Source organism: Stutzerimonas sp. FeSN7, from assembly GCF_030263795.1.
Lineage (GTDB): Bacteria > Pseudomonadota > Gammaproteobacteria > Pseudomonadales > Pseudomonadaceae > Stutzerimonas > Stutzerimonas stutzeri.
This window is the reverse complement of the sequence record NZ_JARPMN010000001.1, coordinates 4,210,752-4,229,301: the sequence shown is the minus strand read 5'-3', so window position 1 is coordinate 4,229,301 and position 18,550 is coordinate 4,210,752. Positions and strand designations below refer to the sequence as shown.

The following is an 18,550-nucleotide window of genomic DNA, read 5'->3' as shown; positions in this document are numbered from 1 at the left end:
CTTGAGCAGTTTCCGCTATACTCCGCGCCCCTCTTTTCCAGCCATACCGGCACCCGCGCTGTTTCCATGAAGCTGATCGTCAAGGTTTTTCCCGAAATCACCATCAAGAGCCCGCCGGTGCGCAAGGGCTTCATTCGTCAGTTGGCGAAGAACATCCGCACCGTGCTGCGCGAGCTCGACCCCGAGGTGCGGGTCGAAGGCGTGTGGGACAACATCGAGGTGGAAACCGCGCTCAGCGAGCCCAAGCCGCTGCGCGAGATGATCGAGCGCCTGCGCTGCACGCCCGGCATCGCCCATTGTCTGGAAGTGCACGAATACCCGCTGGGTGATCTCGACGACATCGTCGCCAGGTGCGAGGCGCATTACGCGGAACGCCTGCCGGGCAGGATCTTCGCCGTGCGCTGCAAGCGCGCCGGCAAGCACCCGTTCAGCTCCATGGATGTCGAGCGTCATGTCGGCAGCCAGCTGCGTCAGCAGTGCGGTGCCGCCGGCATCTCGCTGAAGGCACCGGAGATCGAGGTGCGCATGGAAATTCGCGACCAGCGCCTGTTCGTCGTACACGAGCAGCACGATGGCATCGGCGGCTACCCGCTGGGTGCGCTGGAGCAGACCCTGGTGCTGATGTCCGGTGGTTTCGACTCCACCGTTGCCGCCTACCAGATGATGCGTCGCGGCCTGATGACCCACTTCTGCTTCTTCAACCTCGGCGGCCGCGCTCATGAGCTGGGCGTGATGGAAGTGGCCCACTATCTATGGAAGAAGTACGGCAGCTCGCACCGCGTGCTGTTCATCAGCGTGCCGTTCGAGGAAGTGGTCGGCGAAATCCTGCAGAAGGTTGACAACAGTCAGATGGGCGTGGTCCTGAAGCGCATGATGCTGCGGGCCTCGACCGAGATCGCCGAGCGCCTGCATATCGACGCGCTGGTCACCGGCGAGGCGATTTCCCAGGTGTCCAGCCAGACCCTGCCGAACCTCTCGGTGATCGATTCGGCCACCGACATGCTGGTGCTGCGCCCGCTGATCGCCAGCCACAAGCAGGACATCATCGATACCGCCTTCCAGATCGGCACCGCCGAGTTCGCCAAGAACATGCCCGAGTACTGCGGCGTGATCTCCAAGAACCCCACCACCCGCGCCAAGCGCTATCGCGTCGAGCACGAGGAAAAGCAGTTCGACATGGCCATCCTCGAGCGCGCTCTGGCCAGTGCCCGTCAGGTACCGATCGACCGGGTGATCGACGAACTGGGCGAAGACATCAAGGTCGAGGAAGTCAGCGAGGCAATGGCCGGCCAGGTCATCCTCGACATTCGTCACCCCGATGCCGCCGAGGACGAACCCCTCGAACTGTCCGGCATCGAAGTTCAGACCCTGCCGTTCTACGCGCTGAACAACCGTTTCAAGGAACTGGATGAAAACCGCCAGTACCTGCTGTATTGCGACAAAGGTGTCATGAGCCGCCTGCATGCTCACCATCTGCTGAGCGAGGGGCATGTAAATGTTCGCGTCTATCGTCCGGCCTGACGCATCGGTGAAACAGCCGGGGCTATTGGGTGGCAGCATTCGCCACCGCCCTCCCGACCGCTGCTGATCGCAAGGCCCCAGTCGTAACCAATCGGACAGCCTGACGTCGTCCGGACTATTCCCAGCTTCCAGCCCGAGCTCGAAGCCATCTACAGAGAAACGAATCAGTGATCGAGAATCTTCGCAACATCGCCATCATCGCCCACGTCGACCATGGCAAGACCACCCTCGTCGACAAGCTGCTACGCCTGTCCGGCACCCTGGACCGCAAAGAAGCGGAAAACGAGCGCGTGATGGACTCCAACGACCAGGAAAAGGAACGCGGCATCACCATCCTGGCCAAGAACACCGCACTGAAGTGGAACGGCTACAACATCAACATCGTCGACACCCCCGGCCACGCCGACTTCGGCGGTGAAGTCGAGCGCGTGATGAGCATGGTGGACTCCGTACTGCTGGTGGTCGACGCCCAGGACGGCCCCATGCCGCAGACCCGCTTCGTGACCCAGAAGGCGTTCAAGGCCGGCCTGCGTCCGATCGTCGTGGTGAACAAGATCGACCGCCCGGGCGCGCGTCCGGACTGGGTCATCGACCAGATCTTCGACCTGTTCGACAACCTCGGCGCCAGCGACGAGCAGCTGGACTTCCCGATCGTTTACGCCAGCGCCCTGAACGGCATCGCCGGCATGGACCACGAGAACATGGACGACAACATGGATGCCCTGTTCCAGGCCATCATCGACCATGTTCCGGCGCCCAAGGTGGACGTCGACGGCCCGTTCCAGATGCAGATCTCCCAGCTGGACTACAACAGCTTCCTCGGTGTGATCGGTATCGGCCGCATCGCTCGCGGCACCATCAAGGCCAACAGCCCGGTGACCGCCATCGGCGCCGACGGCAAGAAGCGTAACGGCCGTATCCTGAAGATCATGGGTCACTCCGGTCTGCAGCGCGTGGAAGTCCAGGAAGCCACCGCCGGCGACATCGTTTGCGTATCCGGCATGGACGAGCTGTACATCTCCGATACCCTCTGCGACCAGAACACCGTCGAGGCGCTGCCGCCGCTGACCGTCGACCAGCCGACCGTATCCATGACCTTCCAGGTCAACGACTCGCCCTTCGCCGGCAAGGAAGGCAAGTTCGTCACCAGCCGCAACATCAAGGACCGTCTGGACAAGGAACTGCTGCACAACGTGGCGCTGCGTGTCGAGCAGGGCGACAGCCCGGAGAAGTTCAAGGTCTCCGGCCGTGGTGAGCTGCACCTGTCGGTACTGATCGAAACCATGCGCCGCGAAGGCTTCGAGCTGGCCGTCGGCCGCCCGGAAGTGGTGATCATCGAGAACGAGGCCGGCGAGAAGCAGGAGCCCTACGAGAACGTCACCATCGACATCGAGGAGCAGCACCAGGGACCGGTGATGGAACAGATGGGCCTGCGCAAGGGCGATCTGACCAACATGATCCCCGACGGCAAGGGTCGCATCCGCCTGGAGTACACCATCCCGGCGCGCGGCCTGATCGGTTTCCGCAACAACTTCCTGACCCTGACCTCGGGTACCGGCATCCTGACCTCGACCTTCAGCCACTACGGCCCGATCAAGGCCGGCGAAGTGACCAACCGCCAGAACGGCGTGCTGGTCTCCATGGCCACCGGTACCGCACTGACCTACTCGCTGGAAACCCTGCAGGCTCGCGGCAAGCTGTTCCTCGAGCCCGGCCAGGACATCTACGAAGGCCAGCTGTGCGGCATCAACAGCCGTGACAACGACCTGGTGATCAACCCCACCAAGGGCAAGAAGCTCGACAACATGCGCGCGTCCGGCAAGGACGAGGTCATCGCCCTGGTTCCGCCGATCAAGTTCACCCTCGAGCAGGCGCTGGAATTCATCGCTGATGACGAGCTGGTGGAAGTGACGCCGAAATCGATCCGTCTGCGCAAGAAGATGCTGAACGAGAACGACCGCAAGCGTTACGAGCGCAGCAAGGTGTAATCCCCGTTGCGAAACTGCAAAAAGGCGCCTTCGGGCGCCTTTTTGCGTTTTCACGCACGCCGCACATCGGCCAGCGCAGCGGCGCCGGAATCTGTGAGGACGTTGCATTGAAAGTTGTACAACCCTTTTGCAGCAGTATCGCTTAGTTAGATTCCTATCAGCCGGGCTCATCGCCAGCAGTCAGCGCCCGTCCAGGCGGCAATAAAACTTGTACAAGTAATGTCACAATGACATGATGTTGTACAAGTTTTGGCTCGGTGCAAATGTGTCCGGGTCCTCGATGACTGACCGATTGGCTGCCGAGCAGCCTCGCAAAGGGAGTGTTCGATGAACAAGCAGATGTCGGTTTCCATGCGTCTGGGCCTGGGATTTTTCGTGATTCTGGCGTTGATGGTGGCGGTCGCCGTGGTCAGCGCGCTCAAAGTCGACGTCATCGACCGGAGCATGAGTCAGATCAGCTCGCAGGCTGGTCTGAAACAACGCTATGCGATCAACTTCCGTGGCAGCGTGCACGACCGCGCGATTGCCGTGCGCGACGCCGTCAGTGCTGCTGATCCCGCGTTCGCTCGCGGGCAGGTGGCGGAGATCGAGCGCCTGGCGCAGCTGTATGCTGACTCGGCGGCGCCGATGAAGACGATGCTCGCGCAGCCCTCCGCCGATACCGTAGAAAAGCAGCTGATGCAGCAGATCGAGACCATCGAGGCGAAGACCAATGCGCTGACCCGGCAGGTGGTCGAACTGCGCTTCAGCGAGGATTCGGCGCGTGCCCACGAATTCCTCTTGGACAATGTCGCCGGGGCCTATACCGAATGGCTGCGGCTGATCAATGCATTCATCGATCACCAGGAAGCGAGCATCAATCAGGACGTGGCCGTGGTCCGGGAAACCGCCAGCGGCTTCCTCGCGCTCATCGTCGCGGTGACTGGCGTGGCGGTTCTGCTCGGGGTGGCCATTGCCGTCGTAATCATCCGCAAGCTGCGCTCGACCCTCGGCGCCGAGCCCGACGAGGTGGCCCGCGTGATCGGCAACCTGGCCAATGGTGATCTCGGCCAGGTAATCGTCACCCCGTACCCGGACAGCGTCATGGGGGCGACCGCCAAGATGGCCAGCCGCCTCACCGCAATTATTGCCGAGGTGCGCGCTGCCGCCGACGGCGTCGGTGTCGCTTCGGGTGAGCTGCGTACCTCGTCGGCGAACAGCAATCAGCAGATCCAGCATCAGTCGGCCGAGGCCGAGCAGGTGGCCACGGCGATCAATCAGATGGCCACGACGGTGAACGAGGTGGCGAGCTTCGCCGCCCGCGCCGCCGCAGCGGCGAAGAGCGCCGACGAGCAGGTCGAGACCGGAACGCGAATCGTCGGCGAAACAGCCGTCTCCATCCATAACCTGGCCAAAGTGCTGGAAAGCGCGACCGAAACCGTCAACCAGGTCTCGGCGCAAAGCGGCGATATCGAAAAGATCCTGCAGGTCATCACCGCGATCGCCGAGCAGACCAACCTGCTCGCGCTCAATGCGGCGATCGAGGCGGCGCGTGCCGGCGAGCATGGTCGCGGCTTCGCAGTGGTGGCCGACGAGGTGCGCTCGCTGGCCAACCGCACGCAGCTGTCGTCCAGCGAAATCAGCGAGATGATCGCCTCGCTGCAGGCTGGCGCCGGCAGAGCGGTGGAGGTGATGCAGTCGAGCAAGCAGCTGGCGCAGCAGACCGTCGAGCAGACGCTGCAGGCGGAGAATGCGCTGGCCAAGATTCGTCAGGAAGTGGGTTCGATCAACGAAATGAACGCGCAGATCGCGACGGCTTCCGAGGAGCAGGGCGCAGTGGCGGAAGAGGTCAATCAGAGTGTCACGCGTATCCACGACTCCACCGTCGCCAGTTCCGCCGCCTCGAACCAGGTGGCGTCTTCCAGCCAGGACCTGACCCTGCTCGCCGAAGAGCTGAATCGCAAGGTCAACTACTTCCGCGGTTGACGACCCGTTGGCTGAACAGAAAAGCCCCGACCACAAGGCCGGGGCTTTTCACTTTCCGACGATCTGGAATGCCGGTTAGGTAAAGAACAGCGGCACCACGACGCTGGAAATCAGCAGGATCAATGCACCGCCCAGGCGCGAGGAGATCTGCGCGAAGGGCATCAGCGACATGCGCCGGGCGGCGGAGAGCACCGCGACATCACCGGTGCCGCCCATGTTGGCCATGCACAGGCCGGCGGTGATGGCCGACTCGATCGGATAGAAGCCCACCAGTTTGCCCACCAGGCCGGCGCCGAACGCCGCACCGGCAACCACGGCGAAGACGATCAGCACATAGGTCAGCGAGATGGCGTCGATCACCTGGCCGAGGTCGGTGAAGGCCACGCCGATGCCGAACAGCAGGGCGAAGGTCCAATTGCGCGCGACGAAGCGGAACCACTGGGAGGCGGCGTCGTTGATCGACTCGGGCACCAGGTTGCTGATCTTGAGCAGCGCCACCAGCACGATCATCAGTGCATAGGGATGCAACGGCACGAACTTGCCGAGGATCTGCCCGGCGATGAAGAAGCTCAGTGCCGCGACCAGACCGATGCCCAGCGCGGGTAGGGTGATCGGGCCTTCCTTGTCGCTGACATCCACGCCCGGCATCATCTGGCCGTTGCCGGTTAGTGACGGGTAGCGATTGCCCAGGCCGTTGAGCAATCCGGCGATGATGATCGCGAAGACATTGCCCAGGGCCAGGGCCGGCACCAGGATCGAGATGTAGTAGCTGGCCGGCTGGCCGAGCAGCTGCTCGTAGATCTGGCTCATCGGTACCGCACCGGCACCCATGCCGCCGCCCATGATCGGCATGGCGATGACCACCACCGCATCCTGCGGCGAGAAACCGAGCAGCGCGCCCACGGCCATGGCGAACAGCGCCGCGAACAGCACCGAGCAAAGCAGCGGCAGCGCGTAGCGCGAGCCGACTTTCACCAGCACCTTGGCATCCATGCCGAGGATGCTGCCGGTGATCAGCGCGGCGATATAGAAGTCGAGAAAGCCGCCGCCCTTCATGAAGCTGGCGACGTCGTCCGCCACCGCCTTGGGCAGCCAGCCGAAATAGACCATGGCCGCGGCACCGAACAGCGCCAGGATCGCGCCGCCGCCCAGGTAGGTCTTGATGATCGGCAAGCGGTCGCCGGCAAAGCCGAGCAATTCGCCTAGCAGCATCATCACCAGCAGCGCGCCGATCATCCCGCTGGGCAGGGTATCGGTAGCGATGGCGGCGGCCATGACGAGCAGGGCGATGGCGAACAGTGGCAGCGGCAGATTGAAGATGCGCTGGGAAAACACGGACAGGGACGGGTTGCAGTCAGGCACGGCAGTGCTCAACGGGGTCCGATTCATTGTTGTACTCCTTCGAACGCGGCAGCCAGGCGGCGCGCGTACGGGTCATGGTTGCGATAGCGCCCGATGCGGGCGGACGTGCACAGCCGGACAACCGTGCGCGGCTACCTTAAGCAGAGATGCTTCGCGGCCAATGTTTGGCGAAGTTAAAAAAGCATTACGAAACTAAAAAAAGCGCCGCCGAGCTTGACCCGCCGGCGCCCCGCTGGCTCGATCCAGCCCTCTATCGCGGCCCTTGAGCGCCGCTCAGCCACTGGAGAACGACCTTGCGCCTGCGCCTGAATACCCTGATCTCGCTGCTGGTCGCCGTCATGCTGGTGCTGGCCCTCGGTCTTGCGCTCTGGCTGTTCAACGTGCAGCTGCAGGACACCCTCGAAGAAGGCCAGGCCGCGCGGGTGACCAACGTCGCACAGAGCGTTGCGGCGCGTGACGACGTGCGCCAGGCGCTGGTCGGGATGACCATGGATTTCACCGCCGACAACCCGCTGCAACGCGATATCGACAATCTGCGCCAGCGGCTGGGGGTCGATTTCATCGTGGTGATGGATCGGCATGCCCTGCGCCTTACCCATCCGGAACCGGCACGCATCGGCCAGGCCTTTCGCGGTGACGATGAAGGCCCGGCGCTGGCCGGCGAAACCTACAGTTCGCGCGCTGAAGGCAGCCTGGGTACCAGCATCCGCGGCTTTGCTCCGGTGCTGGACGCACAGGGCGACGTGCTCGGCGCGGTATCGGTCGGCGTGACCCTGGCCTCCCTTGGTGAGCTGCTCAGCGAGCATCGGCGCGACGTGGTGGTCGGCGTGCTCGTACTGATGCTGCTGACCGTGCTCGGCGCGCACCTGCTGGCGCGCTATATCAAGCGCGTGCTGTTGGGGCTGGAGCCCTACGAAATCACCCGCCTGGTGGAAGAGCGCCAGGCGATGCTGGCCTCGGTGCGCGAGGGCGTGCTGGCGGTCGACGATCAGGCGCGCATCACCCTGGTCAACCCGGCCGCGGAGCGCCTGCTGGTCAGCACCGGGCTGGGCAAGCCTCCGCTGGGGCGGCCGATCGCCGAGTATCTGCCCACCAGCGGCCTGCCCGAAGTGCTGGCCAGCGCCAGCGAGCAGCTGGATCGCGAGTTCAGCCTCAACGGCCTGGCCATCCTTGCCAACCGCGCGCCGATTCGTCACCAGGGCCGGGTGATCGGGGCCATCGCCACCTTCCGCGACAAGAGTGAAGTCAACGCGCTGGCCGAACAGCTGACTGGCGTCAGCCGCTATGCCGAAGCGCTGCGCGCGGCGACCCACGAGTTCAAGAACAAGCTGCACGTGCTGCTCGGGCTGGCGCAGATGGGTGATCTGGATGCGCTGCGCGCCTACCTGCGCGACCTCGCCGATCACCAGCTGGCGCCCGCCACGGCGCTGGTGGAGGGCATCGGCGAACCGGTCCTGGCCGGCTTCCTGCTGGGCAAGCAGAGCGAAGCCCGCGAGCGCGGCATCGTTTTCCAGGTGGAGGTCGAACATCCGGTGCCGGCCGCCGCGCCGGAACGGATCCACGGCCTGGTGACCATCCTCGGCAACCTGCTAGAGAACGCCTTCGAGGCCGTCGCCGAGCAGGCCGAGCAGCGTGTCAGCCTGACCCTCGACTACGACGAGGCGCTGCTCTCGCTGCACGTACAGGACAGCGGCGGCGGCATACAGCCCGAGGTGCGCGAGCAGATCTTCGAGCGCGGCGTATCGACCAAGGGCGAGCGGCGCGGCATCGGTCTGGCCGCGGTGCGCGAACAGGTCGACGCCTGGGGCGGTACCCTGGCGGTCTACTCGGAAGCGGGCCGCGGCAGCCTGTTCGAGGTCGAGCTGCCCTATCGCACCGCCGCCACGGAGGGAACACCATGAAAACCGCCCTGCGCGTGCTGATCGTCGAGGACGACCCGATGGTCATGCGCCTGAACGTGGACTATCTGGCCCGTCTCGACGGCATCGAGCTGGTCGGCCAGTGTGCCAGCGTGCCGGCGGCACTCGAACTGCTGGCGGACGAGACGGTGGACCTGCTGCTGCTCGACGTCTACTTGCGCAACCGCTCCGGCCTCGAGGTGCTGCGCTACCTGCGTGCCGAGGACCGCAACACCGATGCCGTGTTGATCACTGCGGCATCGGAGATCGAGACGGTACGTGCCGCCCAGCGCCTCGGCGCGCGGGATTACCTGGTCAAACCGTTCAGCTTCGAACGCTTCCGCGATGCCGTGGAGAGCTGCCGGCGCGCCCGTGATGCGCTATCGCGGTTGCCGGAACAGCTCGGCCAGGGCGACATCGACCGGCTGTTCAGCCAGCCTGCCGCGGCGGACGTGCGTCGTCCCGGCGACCTGCCCAAGGGGCTGACCCCGGCATCGCTGGCCCAGGTGGCGCAGGCGATCCTGGCGCTGGAGGAAGACAGTTTCACCAGCGAAAACCTGCTGACCGCCACCGGGATGTCCCGCGTCTCGGTGCGCAAGTACCTCAAGCACCTCACGGACGCGCAGCTGCTGGAGGAATCCTTCCACTACGGGCAGATCGGCCGGCCGTCGTTCCGCTATCGCTGCCTCGACCGTGTTGCGCTGCAGCGGCTGGCACAGGGCTGATGGTGGCCCGCCAGCCGGCTAGCCCGTTGAAGACGCCTGACCCGCGGCATGGCCAGCCGGGGCGACGGTGGCGTTACTGGCGCACCCAGGTCTGGCTGCGACCCAGCGCCTCGATGCCGATGTAGCCGCGTACCTCCAGCTTGTTGCCGCCATCCAGCAACCTGGCCTTGGAGCGGTAGGTCTTGCCCTTGGCCGGGTCGAGGATGGTGCCGTTGCTCCAGACCTGCTCGCCGTCCGGCTTGAGGTCCCAGAGAATGGTCATGCCGGTGATGGGCTGGTCCTTGCGCTCGCCTTCGCACTCGGTGCACAGCGGGTTCGGGCCATGGTCCGACTGCAGGATTTCCACCACCTTGCCGGTCAGGCTGCCATCGGCCGCCTGCTGGATCTCGACGATGGACTTGGGCTTGCCGGTTTCGTCGTCGATGGTCTGCCAGCGCCCGGCGGGCGAGTCGGCGGCTGAGGCCAGCGAAGAGAATGCGAGCGGCAGGGCCAGCAGCAGGGCGTTGAACAATGGGCGCATGGTTTCTCCAATGATCGAATAGGTGGCACCGACTCTATCACCGGCGATACAGCCCGGTTGCGGCTTGCCGGCTGACCGGTTGGTTCTCGTCACATACGCCCTTTTAGTCGTCCTGTTTCGGCTGGGTTCGGCATGGCTGAGACCAAATGGCGGTGAAGGCGATGTCACGCCTGCGCGCGTGGCTGACTCGCGGGGCCACTAAGCTGGCCGGCAGCGCGAGTCTGCATGCCATTCCGTACCGCTAGACTGTTCCGTCGCCAGAACAAGAAGAGAAACCCTCGTGACCGTCGCCCTTACGCTGCATCCGCTTCATCTCAACGAAAAGACCTCTATCGAGGGGCAGCCCCGTATTGGTCTGCCTGCTGGTTTTCGGCCGGTTACTGCCTTCACCTGGAAGGGCACGGCCGCAGGCGCGGGCGTGCCGGGGAGCGCTGGCAGTAGTGACGCGAGCGACCGCGTATGAGCACCGAAGGCATGGCACTGGACACGTGGCGCGCGAACGCTCGCGAATTCTCGTTCGGCGGCAAGCGCATTCGCTACTGGACGGCCGGCGAAGGTGAGCCGCTGCTGTTGATCCATGGCTTTCCCACCGCCAGCTGGGACTGGCACAAGGTCTGGCAGCCGCTGGCGGCGCGTTACCGGCTGATTGCCTGCGACATGCTCGGCTTCGGCTATTCGGCCAAGCCGCGCGGGCATGCCTACAGTCTGATTGAGCAGGCCGACCTGCAGCAGGCACTGCTGTCGGAGCTGGGCATCGGCGGTGCGATCCATGTGCTGGCGCATGACTATGGCGACAGCGTGGCTCAGGAGTTGCTGGCACGGCATTGCGAAGGACGCATCGCGCTGGCCAGCTGCGTGTTCCTCAATGGCGGGCTGTTCCCTGAAACCCATCATCCGGTGCGGGTGCAGAAACTGCTGCTCGGCCCGTTCGGCTTTCTGCTAGGCCGGCTGTTCTCGCGGCGTACGCTAGGGGCGACGTTCGGCCGGGTGTTCGGTGCGCAGACGCAGCCGAGCGATGCTGAACTGGACGATTACTGGCGACTGATCGCCGAAGGCAACGGACCTGCGGTGATGCACCGGCTGATCCGCTACATGCCGGAGCGGGTCGCACAACGCGAGCGATGGGTGGCGGCCATGCAGCGCGGCGATGTGCCGATGCGGGTGATCGACGGCGCGGCCGATCCGATCTCCGGCGCGCACATGGTGGCCCGCTACCGCGAGCTGATTCCCGCGCCCGACACTGTGCTGCTGGAGGGCATCGGTCACTACCCGCAGGTCGAGGCGCCGGAGCGGGTGCTCGAACACTACTTCGCCTTCAGGCAGGGACTGCACGGGCGGTGACCGCGCCGGACCTCTGCCCAACGCTTCTCGAAGCACGCCGCTGTTGAAGCGTGGCGCATCAGGTTGTCGTTATCAAAAACCCAAAGAGCCCCGCCGGCATCGGCCGGGCGGGGCTCCGATCGTTCGGGCGAGCTGCTTTGCCAGCAGCGCCGGGACGGCTTACTGCATCATCGCAATCACGCGGTTGCGCAGCTCCGGGTCGGTCTGCACGGCTTCGTTGATGGCGTTGTATTCCTCGATGCTGATGTTGTTTTCCTCGATCACACCAAGCATTTTCTCGTTGGCCTGCTGCTGAAGGTCGCGGGCCTTGTTGGCGTCTTCGGTCTGTTGCAGCTTGCCGGTGAACTCCTCACGGATCTGCATGATCTCGCCGAGCGACTCGGCGAAGCTTTCCAGTTTCTTTTCGCTGAACTGCTGCGTTTGCGCGCCAGCGGCGGGCTGGGCAGCCGGTGCCGGGTTGGCTGATTGGGCCGATGCGAGGGGGGCGGCCAGGCCGAGGAACAGCGAAAAAATACCGGCGAAGGCGAGACGAGCGTTGTGCTGGGTCATGTTCATTCCTGCTTCGGTTAAAGACGGGTTCGCTGGTGCAGTAGCCGTGCCAGCTTTTCGATCAAAGGTTCATGTCATTGATTTGAATGGCATTTTTCGTTTCGTCGGGGTGCGGTGGACCTGTCGGGCAGCGGTCTGTAGTGTGCCGGTATGACACATGTATCACTCTGGCAGAGGCCAGCCAGCCTGCGCGGCGCGCTGTTGCTCAAGGTCATCGTGCCGCTCATGGCAATCATGTTCGGCTTCAGTTCGGTGGTGCTCTGGACGGTGGAGCGCAACAGCGAGCGGCGGCTGCAGGCCGAGGTGGAGCTGGTGGCGCGGGCGGTGCGCCTGCCGCTCAGCGCCAGCCTGGAGAAGAACCATGAGCGCACCCTGCAGCAGGTGCTGGAATCGGTGCTTGGCGTCGGCCGCGTCTATGGCGCCTACGTCTACGACCGTGACGGCAAGCTGGCTGCCTATGCCGGTGCGGTGGAGCCGGATCAGGATGCGTCGGCGATTCAGCAGCTCACCGAAGGCGGCGAGCTGACCGGCGAGTACCAGCGCATCAACGGTCGCCCGGTGTATTCCTATTTCGTTCCGCTGGAAGAGAGCGGTGGGCAGATCAATGGCCTGCTGCAGGTGACCCGGCGCTGGGGTGACTTCGAACGCGACATCCGTCGCCTGCGGCTGATCGCTGCCGGGCTGGGTGGGCTGCTGGCCGGCGTGGCGCTGGTGGTGATCCTGCTTGGCCACCGTTCGGCCGTGGGCAAGCACCTGCAGCAGCTGGCGCGTAGCATGGCGCGGGTCGCGGCCGGCGACCGCGAGCATCGTGCACCGCGCAGCGGGCCGCAGGAGATCATGGTGCTGTCCGGCGCGCTGAACCAGATGCTCGACAGCATCGCCGCCGCCGAACGCCAGGTCGCCGAGCAGCAGGCCCGCGAGGAGCAGTTGCAGGCGCGCCTGCGTCAGAGCCAGCAGCTGGCGGCAGTGGGGCGGTTGGCAGCCGGCGTGGCCCACGAGCTGGGCAGCCCGCTGAGCGTGATCGATGGCAAGGCGCAGCGGGTGTTGCGCGACGACGAGCTGGCCGAAAGCCATCGCCGCGCGCTGTTGCAGATTCGCCAGCAGGTGGCGCGGCTTAGCGCGATCGTCCGTCAGCTGCTGGATTTCGGCCGGGCCGCCGGCTCACCCCCGCGCCGTGTGCCGGCCGAGGTGCTGGCGCATTCGGCCGCTGCGGCGGTGGCCGACGAGCTGGCCGTGCTCGAAGTCCGCCTGCAGCTGCAGGCGCCGCCGCAGACACTGCATTGCCGGGTCGACCCGCCGCGTTTCGAGCAGGCGCTGACCAATCTGTTGCGCAACGCCGCCCAGGCCAGCCCGGGAGGCGAGGTACGGCTGAGCTGGTGGGGCGACGGTCGCGAGTTGTTCATGCAGGTCGAGGATGACGGCCCGGGCATTACTGAAAGCCATCGCGGAGCGCTGTTCGAGCCGTTCTTCACCACCAAGGCGGTGGGCGAAGGCAGCGGCCTCGGCCTGGCTGTGGCCCATGGGGTGGTCAGCGAGTGCGGCGGGCGTATCGAGCTGGTCCACGGCCGGCTGCCGGGTGCGGCATTTCGCATCGCGCTGCCATTGAGCGAGGAGGAGAATCATGACTGACGCGGTGCAGGAGCGTGTGCTGCTGGTCGAGGACGATGACAGCCTGCGCCAGCTGCTGGTTGAGGAGCTGGAGGATCGCGGGCTGCAGGTGCGCGCGCTGGCCAGCGCCGAGGAGGCGGTGGGTTCCCTGGAAAGCTGGGAGCCGGCGCTGGTGGTCAGCGACCTGCGCCTGCCCGGCGCTGACGGCATGGCGCTGCTGCGGCGGGTGAAGAGCATGCAGGCGGCACCGGCCTTTCTGGTGATCACCGCGTTCGGCAGCATTCAGCAGGCGGTGGCGGCGCTCAAGGAAGGCGCCGACGAGTTCCTCACCAAGCCGCTGGACCTCGAGCACTTCGCCCTGGCGGTCGGCCGCGCGCTGGAGACGCGGCGCCTGCGCGACGAAGTGCGGCGCTTTCAGCAGCTGCTCAGCGATGATCGCTTCCACGGCATGCTCGGACGCAGCCGGGTGATGCGCGGGCTGTTCGACCAGATCCGCCAGCTCGCCCGTGCCGAAGGGCCGGTACTGGTGATCGGTGAGAGCGGCACCGGCAAGGAACTGGTGGCCAGGGCGGTGCACGCCGAGAGCGAGCGCGCCGGCGGCCCGTTCCTGGCCATCAACTGCGCCGGGTTGCCGGCCGAGCTCCTGGAAAGCGAGTTCTTCGGCCATGTCGCCGGTGCCTTCACCGGCGCCAATCGCGCGCACAAGGGGCTGTTCCAACAGGCCGACGGCGGTACGCTCTTTCTCGACGAGATCGGCGAGATGCCGCTGCCGCTGCAGGCCAAGCTCCTGCGCGTGCTGCAGGAAGGCACGATCCGCCCGGTGGGTGCCGAGCGCGAACTCAGCGTGGACGTGCGCATCATCGCCGCCAGCAATCGCCCGCTGGAAACCGAGGCCGGGCGCGAGGCGTTCCGCGAAGACCTGTTCTTCCGTCTGGAAACCTTCATTCTGCAGGTGCCGCCGTTGCGTGATCGCGAGGAGGATCTCGAATTGCTGGCCGCCGGCTTCGTCGCCCACTTTGCCGCGCGCGGCGGACGGCCGGTGCGCGGCATCGCGCCGGCGGCGCTGGAGCAGCTACGCCGCTATCCGTTCCCGGGCAACGTGCGCGAGCTGCAGAACGCCATTGAGCGGGCAGTGACGTTCTGCCACGGGCGCAGCATCGAGCTGGAGCACCTGCCCAGCCGCATCGCCAGCTACCGTGACGACAAGGCCCGCAGCGCCGGGGCCGAGCTGCTCGCCGAGCTCAGCGATGGCCCGTTGCTGCCGACCCTGGAAGAACTGGAACTGCGTTATATCGAGCACGTGCTCAAGCTGGTGGATGGCAACAAGCGCCGCGCGGCGGCCTTGCTCGGCATCGGACGGCGCACGCTGTACAGACGCCTCGGCGAGCGCGAGGAAGGCTGATCGGGCTCGCCGCAGGGCGCCCGAAGGCGCACACTGCCGGCCTTTTCCCAGTGAGGAGCGAACATGCTCAACAACGACGTCCTGCGCAGCCTGCGCTACACCCTCAAGGTCAGCGATGCGCAGATGGCCGAAATCGCGGCCCTGGGTGGTTGCACGGTTGCCGAGGCCGAGGTTCGCGCCTGGCTCAGCCGCGAGGACGAGGACGGCTATCAGGAATGCCCGGACGAGGCGATGGCGCGTTTTCTCGACGGGCTGATCTATTTCAAGCGTGGCAAGGATGAAAGCCGCCCGGCACCGCCGCTGGAACTGCCGGTCAGCAACAACCAGATTCTGAAGAAACTGCGGGTGGCCTTCGAACTGCGCGACGAAGACCTGCAGGCGATCCTGCATGCCGCCGACCTGCAGCTGTCGAAATCCGAGCTCGGCGCGCTGTTCCGCAAGCCCGGGCACAGCAACTATCGGCCCTGCGGCGACCAGCTGCTGCGCAATTTCCTCAAGGGGCTTTCGCTGCGCCAGGGCTGAGCTGCACCGCAGGGCACCTCAAGTGGTAAATGGCCGGGCGGCCGCTACGCTGAAGCAGGCAGCTAGCCGCATGCCCGGTGCGCAGCTCGGCGCCGGGAACGCCATAACAACAAGATGACCGCCCCCAGTGGCGGTGCCCCGAGGTGCGTGCCATGAAGACCTTCCGCCTGACCCTGAGCGCCCTGCTCGCGCTGAGCTGCGCCGCTGCCATCGCGGCGCCGACCAGTGACGAAGCCCTGGAGCGCATGCGCTCGATGAAGACCACCGACCAGTCCCTGGACATGAAGACCATTGCCCAGGACGGCCCCACCGCCGATGCCATCCGCGAGAACCTCAAACGCATCAAGCTGCCCGAAGGGTTTCGCATTGACCTCTACGCCGTAGTGCCCGATGCCCGCCATATGGCAGTCGGGCCGTCCAGCGGAGTGGTCTTCGTCGGCACCCGCAAGACCGACCTGTGGGCGGTCACCGATCGCACCAAGAACCGCACCGCCGACGAGGTGAAGCGCTTCGCCCCGGCGATCTCCTTCACCCAGCCTGGCCCCTGTTTCAGCCCGGACGGCTTTCTCTTCGTCGCCGAGCACAACCGCGTGCTGGTGTTCCCGGCCGCCGAGTTCTTCTACGAGGGGCCGGACGTGGCGGCGGACATCGTGGTGCCGACCGGCGAGCTGATCCCCAAGGATGAAGAGAGCTACAACCACGGCGCGCGGGTCTGTGCCATCAGCCCGGACAACAAGCTCACCATCTCCCTCGGCCAGCCGCACAACGTGCCGCCCAAGGACAAGCTGGAGCTGTACGAGCGGCACGGCATCGGCGGCATCGTGCGCATGGAGCGCGACGGCAGCAAGCGCGAGGTCTACGCCACCGGCGTGCGCAACTCGGTGGGCATCACCTATCACCCGACGACGAAGGAGCTCTGGTTCACCGACAACCAGGTCGACGGTATGGGCGACGACACGCCGCCAGGCGAGATCAATCGTGCACCCAAGGCCGGAATGAAGTTCGGCATGCCCTGGTACGGCGGCGGCCAGGTGCGTACCAACGAGTACGCCGACGAAACGCCGCCGGAAGGCCTGACCCCGCCGGTGGTGGAAACCATTGCCCACGCCGCCGACATGGGCCTGACCTTCTACACCGGCAAGCAGTTTCCCGAGCAGTACCGCGGCGGGCTTTTCAGCGCCCAGCGCGGCAGCTGGAACCGCACCGTGCCGGCCGGTGCGCGGGTGATGTTCACGCCGTTTGCGGCCGATGGCAGCGGTCCGTCCGGCGAGACGGTGCCCTTCGCCGAAGGCTGGCTGGACGAGGAAACCGGCGAGTACTACGGCCGCATCGTTGACGTCGCCCAGCTCAAGGATGGCTCGTTGCTGGTCAGTGACGACACCGCCGGCGCCATCTATCGCATCTCCTACCAGGGCAAGTGAGCCGCCGCGCCGGCCCGTGCCTCGCCGCGGGCCGGCGCCCATCCGAGGAGTACCGCATGCCCATCGCTCTCGTTTCGCACCGGCGCCTGTGCCGCATGCTGCCGTTACTGTTGTGCCTGGCGCCGTCGCTGCAGGCCGCCGACCTTGCGGCGGACAAGGCCAAGGCGAAGATGTGCGCCGCCTGTCATGGCATCGACGGCCTCGCCAAGGTCGCCGACGCACCTAACCTGGCCGGCAACGGCGAGCTCTACCTGGCCCGCCAGCTGCAGGCGTTCCGCTCCGGCGAGCGCAAGCATCCGCAAATGAGCGTGATCGCTGCGGGGCTGGGCGATGACGACATCGCCGCGGTGACGCGCTGGTACTCCTCGATCAAGGTCAGTGTCGAGCTGCCGGAATGAAACACGGGGCCGCCTGAACGTTTGCCCCTCGGCGTCGGCCTAACGTGCGACCAGTCCAGAGAGCACGCCCATGACCTTTTCCATCGTCGCCCGCTGCCCGCGCACCGGGCAGATCGGTGTCGCCGCCGCCACCGCCATGCCAGCCGTGGGCAAGCTGCTGACCCACGCGGCGGCACGTGTGGGCGCGGTGGCGACCCAGGCGCAGATCAATCCGTACCTGGGCATCGACGGCCTGCGCTTCCTGCGCGAGTTCAGTCCGGCCGGCGAAGTGCTCGAGCGGCTGCGGCGCACCGATCCGTGCATGGAGCTGCGCCAGTGCGCGGTCATCGACAGTAGCGGGCGCACCGCCTGCTGGACCGGCGAGCACTGCCTGCCCTGGGCCGGCTCCATCGCCGGCGAGCAGTTCTGCGTGCAGGGCAACCGGCTCAAGGGGCGGGAGGTATTGGAGGCGGCTTGCGAAGCCTATGTCGGTAGCGTGCAGCTGCCGCTGGTGGAGCGCCTGATGGCCGCGCTGGCGGCTGGCGACGCCGAGGGTGGCGACCGCCATGGCGAATCCTCGGCGACGGTGTATGTGGTCGACCAGGAGCAATACCCGCTGTGGGATATCCGCGTCGACCATCATCGTGACCCCTTCGCCGAGCTGCGTCGGTTGCACGAGGTGTTCGCCCGCGAGGTGGTGCCGGAAATCCTCGCCATGCCGACCCGCGCCAATCCGGCCGGGGCGGCCGGCGAGGAGACCATCTGAGCCGGGGTTCGCAGGCTCAGTCGCGCAGCCAGTGCACGTCGACGTAATACGCTTCACCGTCGTAGAGGATCTTCAGTTCGCCGTCGTAGGCGGCTTCCAGCGCGTGGCCGATGCGCTGAGCCAGGTGCAGGCCGGTGGTGGTCACACGCAACCCATCGGGTTCGTCGCTGATGGCCATCAGGCGCTCGAGCGGATGTTCGCCCTTTTCCTTTTCTTCGGTGTTGCGGATCAGTCCGCTGAGTTCGTCGGTATGCGCTTTGACGAACGCGCCGCGCAGGCTGATGGTGCCGGCCGGCACGTCTTCGACGATGCGCTGGCAGGCAGGACAGAGGGCTTCCTGGGCGTTGCTCGCATCGACCAGTCCGTGCCAGGTCCAGCGTCCGGCCTGGTAGGCGGCGCCGCATCGTGGGCAAAGGGTGTCGCTGCGCTGGTGCCACGCCTTGAGGTAGGGGTCGTGGTGTTCGGGTTGTAGAAGCTTGTCGCGCGTCTTGTCCATGGCAAAGGCCTCAATGATAGGGAGGGTGCCTTTGCAGCGTAGATCAGCCCACAGCGCTCTTCCGCCTGCGGGACGTGGCGGCCGCCGGT

16 protein-coding genes are annotated in these 18,550 nt (G+C 65.7%); 12 read left to right on the top strand and 4 right to left on the bottom strand.

What is annotated here, in order from left to right; all coding sequences use genetic code 11:
- The first annotated feature begins 66 nt into the window (after positions 1–66).
- The 3 genes from thiI (at position 67) to P5703_RS20225 (ending at position 5,474) form a co-directional block, all read left to right on the top strand.
- Positions 67–1,521 carry a tRNA uracil 4-sulfurtransferase ThiI gene (gene thiI / locus P5703_RS20235; RefSeq protein WP_285589335.1) on the top strand — a complete coding sequence of 485 codons (1,455 nt, stop codon included), beginning with the start codon at positions 67–69 and terminating at the stop codon, positions 1,519–1,521.
- Positions 1,522–1,688: 167 nt separating this feature from the next.
- Positions 1,689–3,509 (top strand): translational GTPase TypA, encoded by a 1,821-nt coding sequence (gene typA / locus P5703_RS20230; protein WP_011911593.1) that lies wholly within the window; start codon positions 1,689–1,691, stop codon positions 3,507–3,509.
- A gap of 327 nt (positions 3,510–3,836) precedes the next feature.
- Positions 3,837–5,474: a methyl-accepting chemotaxis protein gene (locus P5703_RS20225; RefSeq protein ID WP_019407521.1), complete on the top strand. Its 1,638-nt coding sequence runs from the start codon at positions 3,837–3,839 to the stop codon at positions 5,472–5,474.
- A gap of 75 nt (positions 5,475–5,549) precedes the next feature.
- On the opposite strand, the gene P5703_RS20220 is transcribed toward P5703_RS20225, so the two are convergent.
- Positions 5,550–6,863 carry a 2-hydroxycarboxylate transporter family protein gene (locus tag P5703_RS20220; protein ID WP_011911595.1) on the bottom strand — a complete coding sequence of 438 codons (1,314 nt, stop codon included), beginning with the start codon at positions 6,861–6,863 and terminating at the stop codon, positions 5,550–5,552.
- A gap of 266 nt (positions 6,864–7,129) precedes the next feature.
- On the opposite strand from P5703_RS20220, the gene dcuS reads away from it, so the two are divergent.
- Both dcuS and P5703_RS20210 read left to right on the top strand, forming a co-directional pair.
- Positions 7,130–8,737 carry a DcuS/MalK family sensor histidine kinase gene (gene dcuS, locus P5703_RS20215; protein ID WP_125920642.1) on the top strand — a complete coding sequence of 536 codons (1,608 nt, stop codon included), beginning with the start codon at positions 7,130–7,132 and terminating at the stop codon, positions 8,735–8,737.
- A complete protein-coding gene (locus tag P5703_RS20210; RefSeq protein WP_017244096.1) occupies positions 8,734–9,459 on the top strand; it encodes a response regulator in 726 nt (241 codons plus the stop codon). The genes dcuS and P5703_RS20210 overlap by 4 nt, the downstream gene beginning before the upstream one ends.
- A 73-nt stretch (positions 9,460–9,532) precedes the next feature.
- Here P5703_RS20210 and P5703_RS20205 read toward each other — a convergent pair whose 3' ends face one another.
- Positions 9,533–9,979: a DUF2147 domain-containing protein gene (locus P5703_RS20205; protein WP_013981503.1), complete on the bottom strand. Its 447-nt coding sequence runs from the start codon at positions 9,977–9,979 to the stop codon at positions 9,533–9,535.
- A 459-nt stretch (positions 9,980–10,438) separates the two neighbouring features.
- Between P5703_RS20205 and P5703_RS20200 the strand changes: the two genes are divergently transcribed.
- Positions 10,439–11,320 carry an alpha/beta fold hydrolase gene (locus P5703_RS20200; protein WP_014595596.1) on the top strand — a complete coding sequence of 294 codons (882 nt, stop codon included), beginning with the start codon at positions 10,439–10,441 and terminating at the stop codon, positions 11,318–11,320.
- 159 nt (positions 11,321–11,479) lie between these two features.
- Here P5703_RS20200 and P5703_RS20195 read toward each other — a convergent pair whose 3' ends face one another.
- Entirely contained in the window at positions 11,480–11,869 is a 390-nt protein-coding gene (locus P5703_RS20195) for a DUF4168 domain-containing protein (protein ID WP_013981505.1), read from the bottom strand.
- A gap of 150 nt (positions 11,870–12,019) precedes the next feature.
- Between P5703_RS20195 and P5703_RS20190 the strand changes: the two genes are divergently transcribed.
- The 6 genes from P5703_RS20190 to P5703_RS20165 all read left to right on the top strand — a co-directional run bounded on the left by P5703_RS20190 (position 12,020) and on the right by P5703_RS20165 (position 17,965).
- A complete protein-coding gene (locus tag P5703_RS20190; RefSeq protein ID WP_111481885.1) occupies positions 12,020–13,498 on the top strand; it encodes a sensor histidine kinase in 1,479 nt (492 codons plus the stop codon).
- Positions 13,491–14,879, top strand: coding sequence for a sigma-54-dependent transcriptional regulator (locus P5703_RS20185; RefSeq protein ID WP_011911602.1), 1,389 nt, complete (start codon positions 13,491–13,493; stop codon positions 14,877–14,879). The genes P5703_RS20190 and P5703_RS20185 overlap by 8 nt, the downstream gene beginning before the upstream one ends.
- Before the next feature lie 63 nt (positions 14,880–14,942).
- Positions 14,943–15,401: a YehS family protein gene (locus tag P5703_RS20180; RefSeq protein WP_011911603.1), complete on the top strand. Its 459-nt coding sequence runs from the start codon at positions 14,943–14,945 to the stop codon at positions 15,399–15,401.
- A gap of 152 nt (positions 15,402–15,553) precedes the next feature.
- Entirely contained in the window at positions 15,554–16,822 is a 1,269-nt protein-coding gene (locus P5703_RS20175) for a PQQ-dependent sugar dehydrogenase (RefSeq protein ID WP_285589320.1), read from the top strand.
- Positions 16,823–16,878: 56 nt separating this feature from the next.
- Positions 16,879–17,220, top strand: coding sequence for a c-type cytochrome (locus tag P5703_RS20170; RefSeq protein ID WP_013981509.1), 342 nt, complete (start codon positions 16,879–16,881; stop codon positions 17,218–17,220).
- Positions 17,221–17,290: 70 nt separating this feature from the next.
- The gene (locus P5703_RS20165; protein ID WP_285589318.1) at positions 17,291–17,965 is read left to right on the top strand and encodes a DUF1028 domain-containing protein; all 675 of its coding nucleotides are present in this window, start codon (positions 17,291–17,293) and stop codon (positions 17,963–17,965) included.
- 16 nt (positions 17,966–17,981) lie between these two features.
- On the opposite strand, the gene P5703_RS20160 is transcribed toward P5703_RS20165, so the two are convergent.
- Complete coding sequence (locus P5703_RS20160) at positions 17,982–18,461, bottom strand: BCAM0308 family protein (protein WP_111481889.1); 480 nt, start codon at positions 18,459–18,461, stop codon at positions 17,982–17,984.
- Positions 18,462–18,550 lie beyond the last annotated feature (89 nt).

Excerpts from the sequence above, each read along its gene's own strand:
- thiI (WP_285589335.1), top strand. The coding sequence starts at position 67 with ATGAAGCTGATCGTCAAGGTTTTTCCCGAAATCACCATCAAGAGCCCG.
- P5703_RS20225 (WP_019407521.1), top strand. The coding sequence starts at position 3,837 with ATGAACAAGCAGATGTCGGTTTCCATGCGTCTGGGCCTGGGATTTTTC.
- P5703_RS20220 (WP_011911595.1), bottom strand. The coding sequence starts at position 6,863 with ATGAATCGGACCCCGTTGAGCACTGCCGTGCCTGACTGCAACCCGTCC.
- P5703_RS20210 (WP_017244096.1), top strand. The coding sequence starts at position 8,734 with ATGAAAACCGCCCTGCGCGTGCTGATCGTCGAGGACGACCCGATGGTC.
- P5703_RS20205 (WP_013981503.1), bottom strand. The coding sequence starts at position 9,979 with ATGCGCCCATTGTTCAACGCCCTGCTGCTGGCCCTGCCGCTCGCATTC.
- P5703_RS20200 (WP_014595596.1), top strand. The coding sequence starts at position 10,439 with ATGAGCACCGAAGGCATGGCACTGGACACGTGGCGCGCGAACGCTCGC.
- P5703_RS20195 (WP_013981505.1), bottom strand. The coding sequence starts at position 11,869 with ATGACCCAGCACAACGCTCGTCTCGCCTTCGCCGGTATTTTTTCGCTG.
- P5703_RS20190 (WP_111481885.1), top strand. The coding sequence starts at position 12,020 with ATGACACATGTATCACTCTGGCAGAGGCCAGCCAGCCTGCGCGGCGCG.
- P5703_RS20185 (WP_011911602.1), top strand. The coding sequence starts at position 13,491 with ATGACTGACGCGGTGCAGGAGCGTGTGCTGCTGGTCGAGGACGATGAC.
- P5703_RS20180 (WP_011911603.1), top strand. The coding sequence starts at position 14,943 with ATGCTCAACAACGACGTCCTGCGCAGCCTGCGCTACACCCTCAAGGTC.
- P5703_RS20175 (WP_285589320.1), top strand. The coding sequence starts at position 15,554 with ATGAAGACCTTCCGCCTGACCCTGAGCGCCCTGCTCGCGCTGAGCTGC.
- P5703_RS20170 (WP_013981509.1), top strand. The coding sequence starts at position 16,879 with ATGCCCATCGCTCTCGTTTCGCACCGGCGCCTGTGCCGCATGCTGCCG.
- P5703_RS20165 (WP_285589318.1), top strand. The coding sequence starts at position 17,291 with ATGACCTTTTCCATCGTCGCCCGCTGCCCGCGCACCGGGCAGATCGGT.
- P5703_RS20160 (WP_111481889.1), bottom strand. The coding sequence starts at position 18,461 with ATGGACAAGACGCGCGACAAGCTTCTACAACCCGAACACCACGACCCC.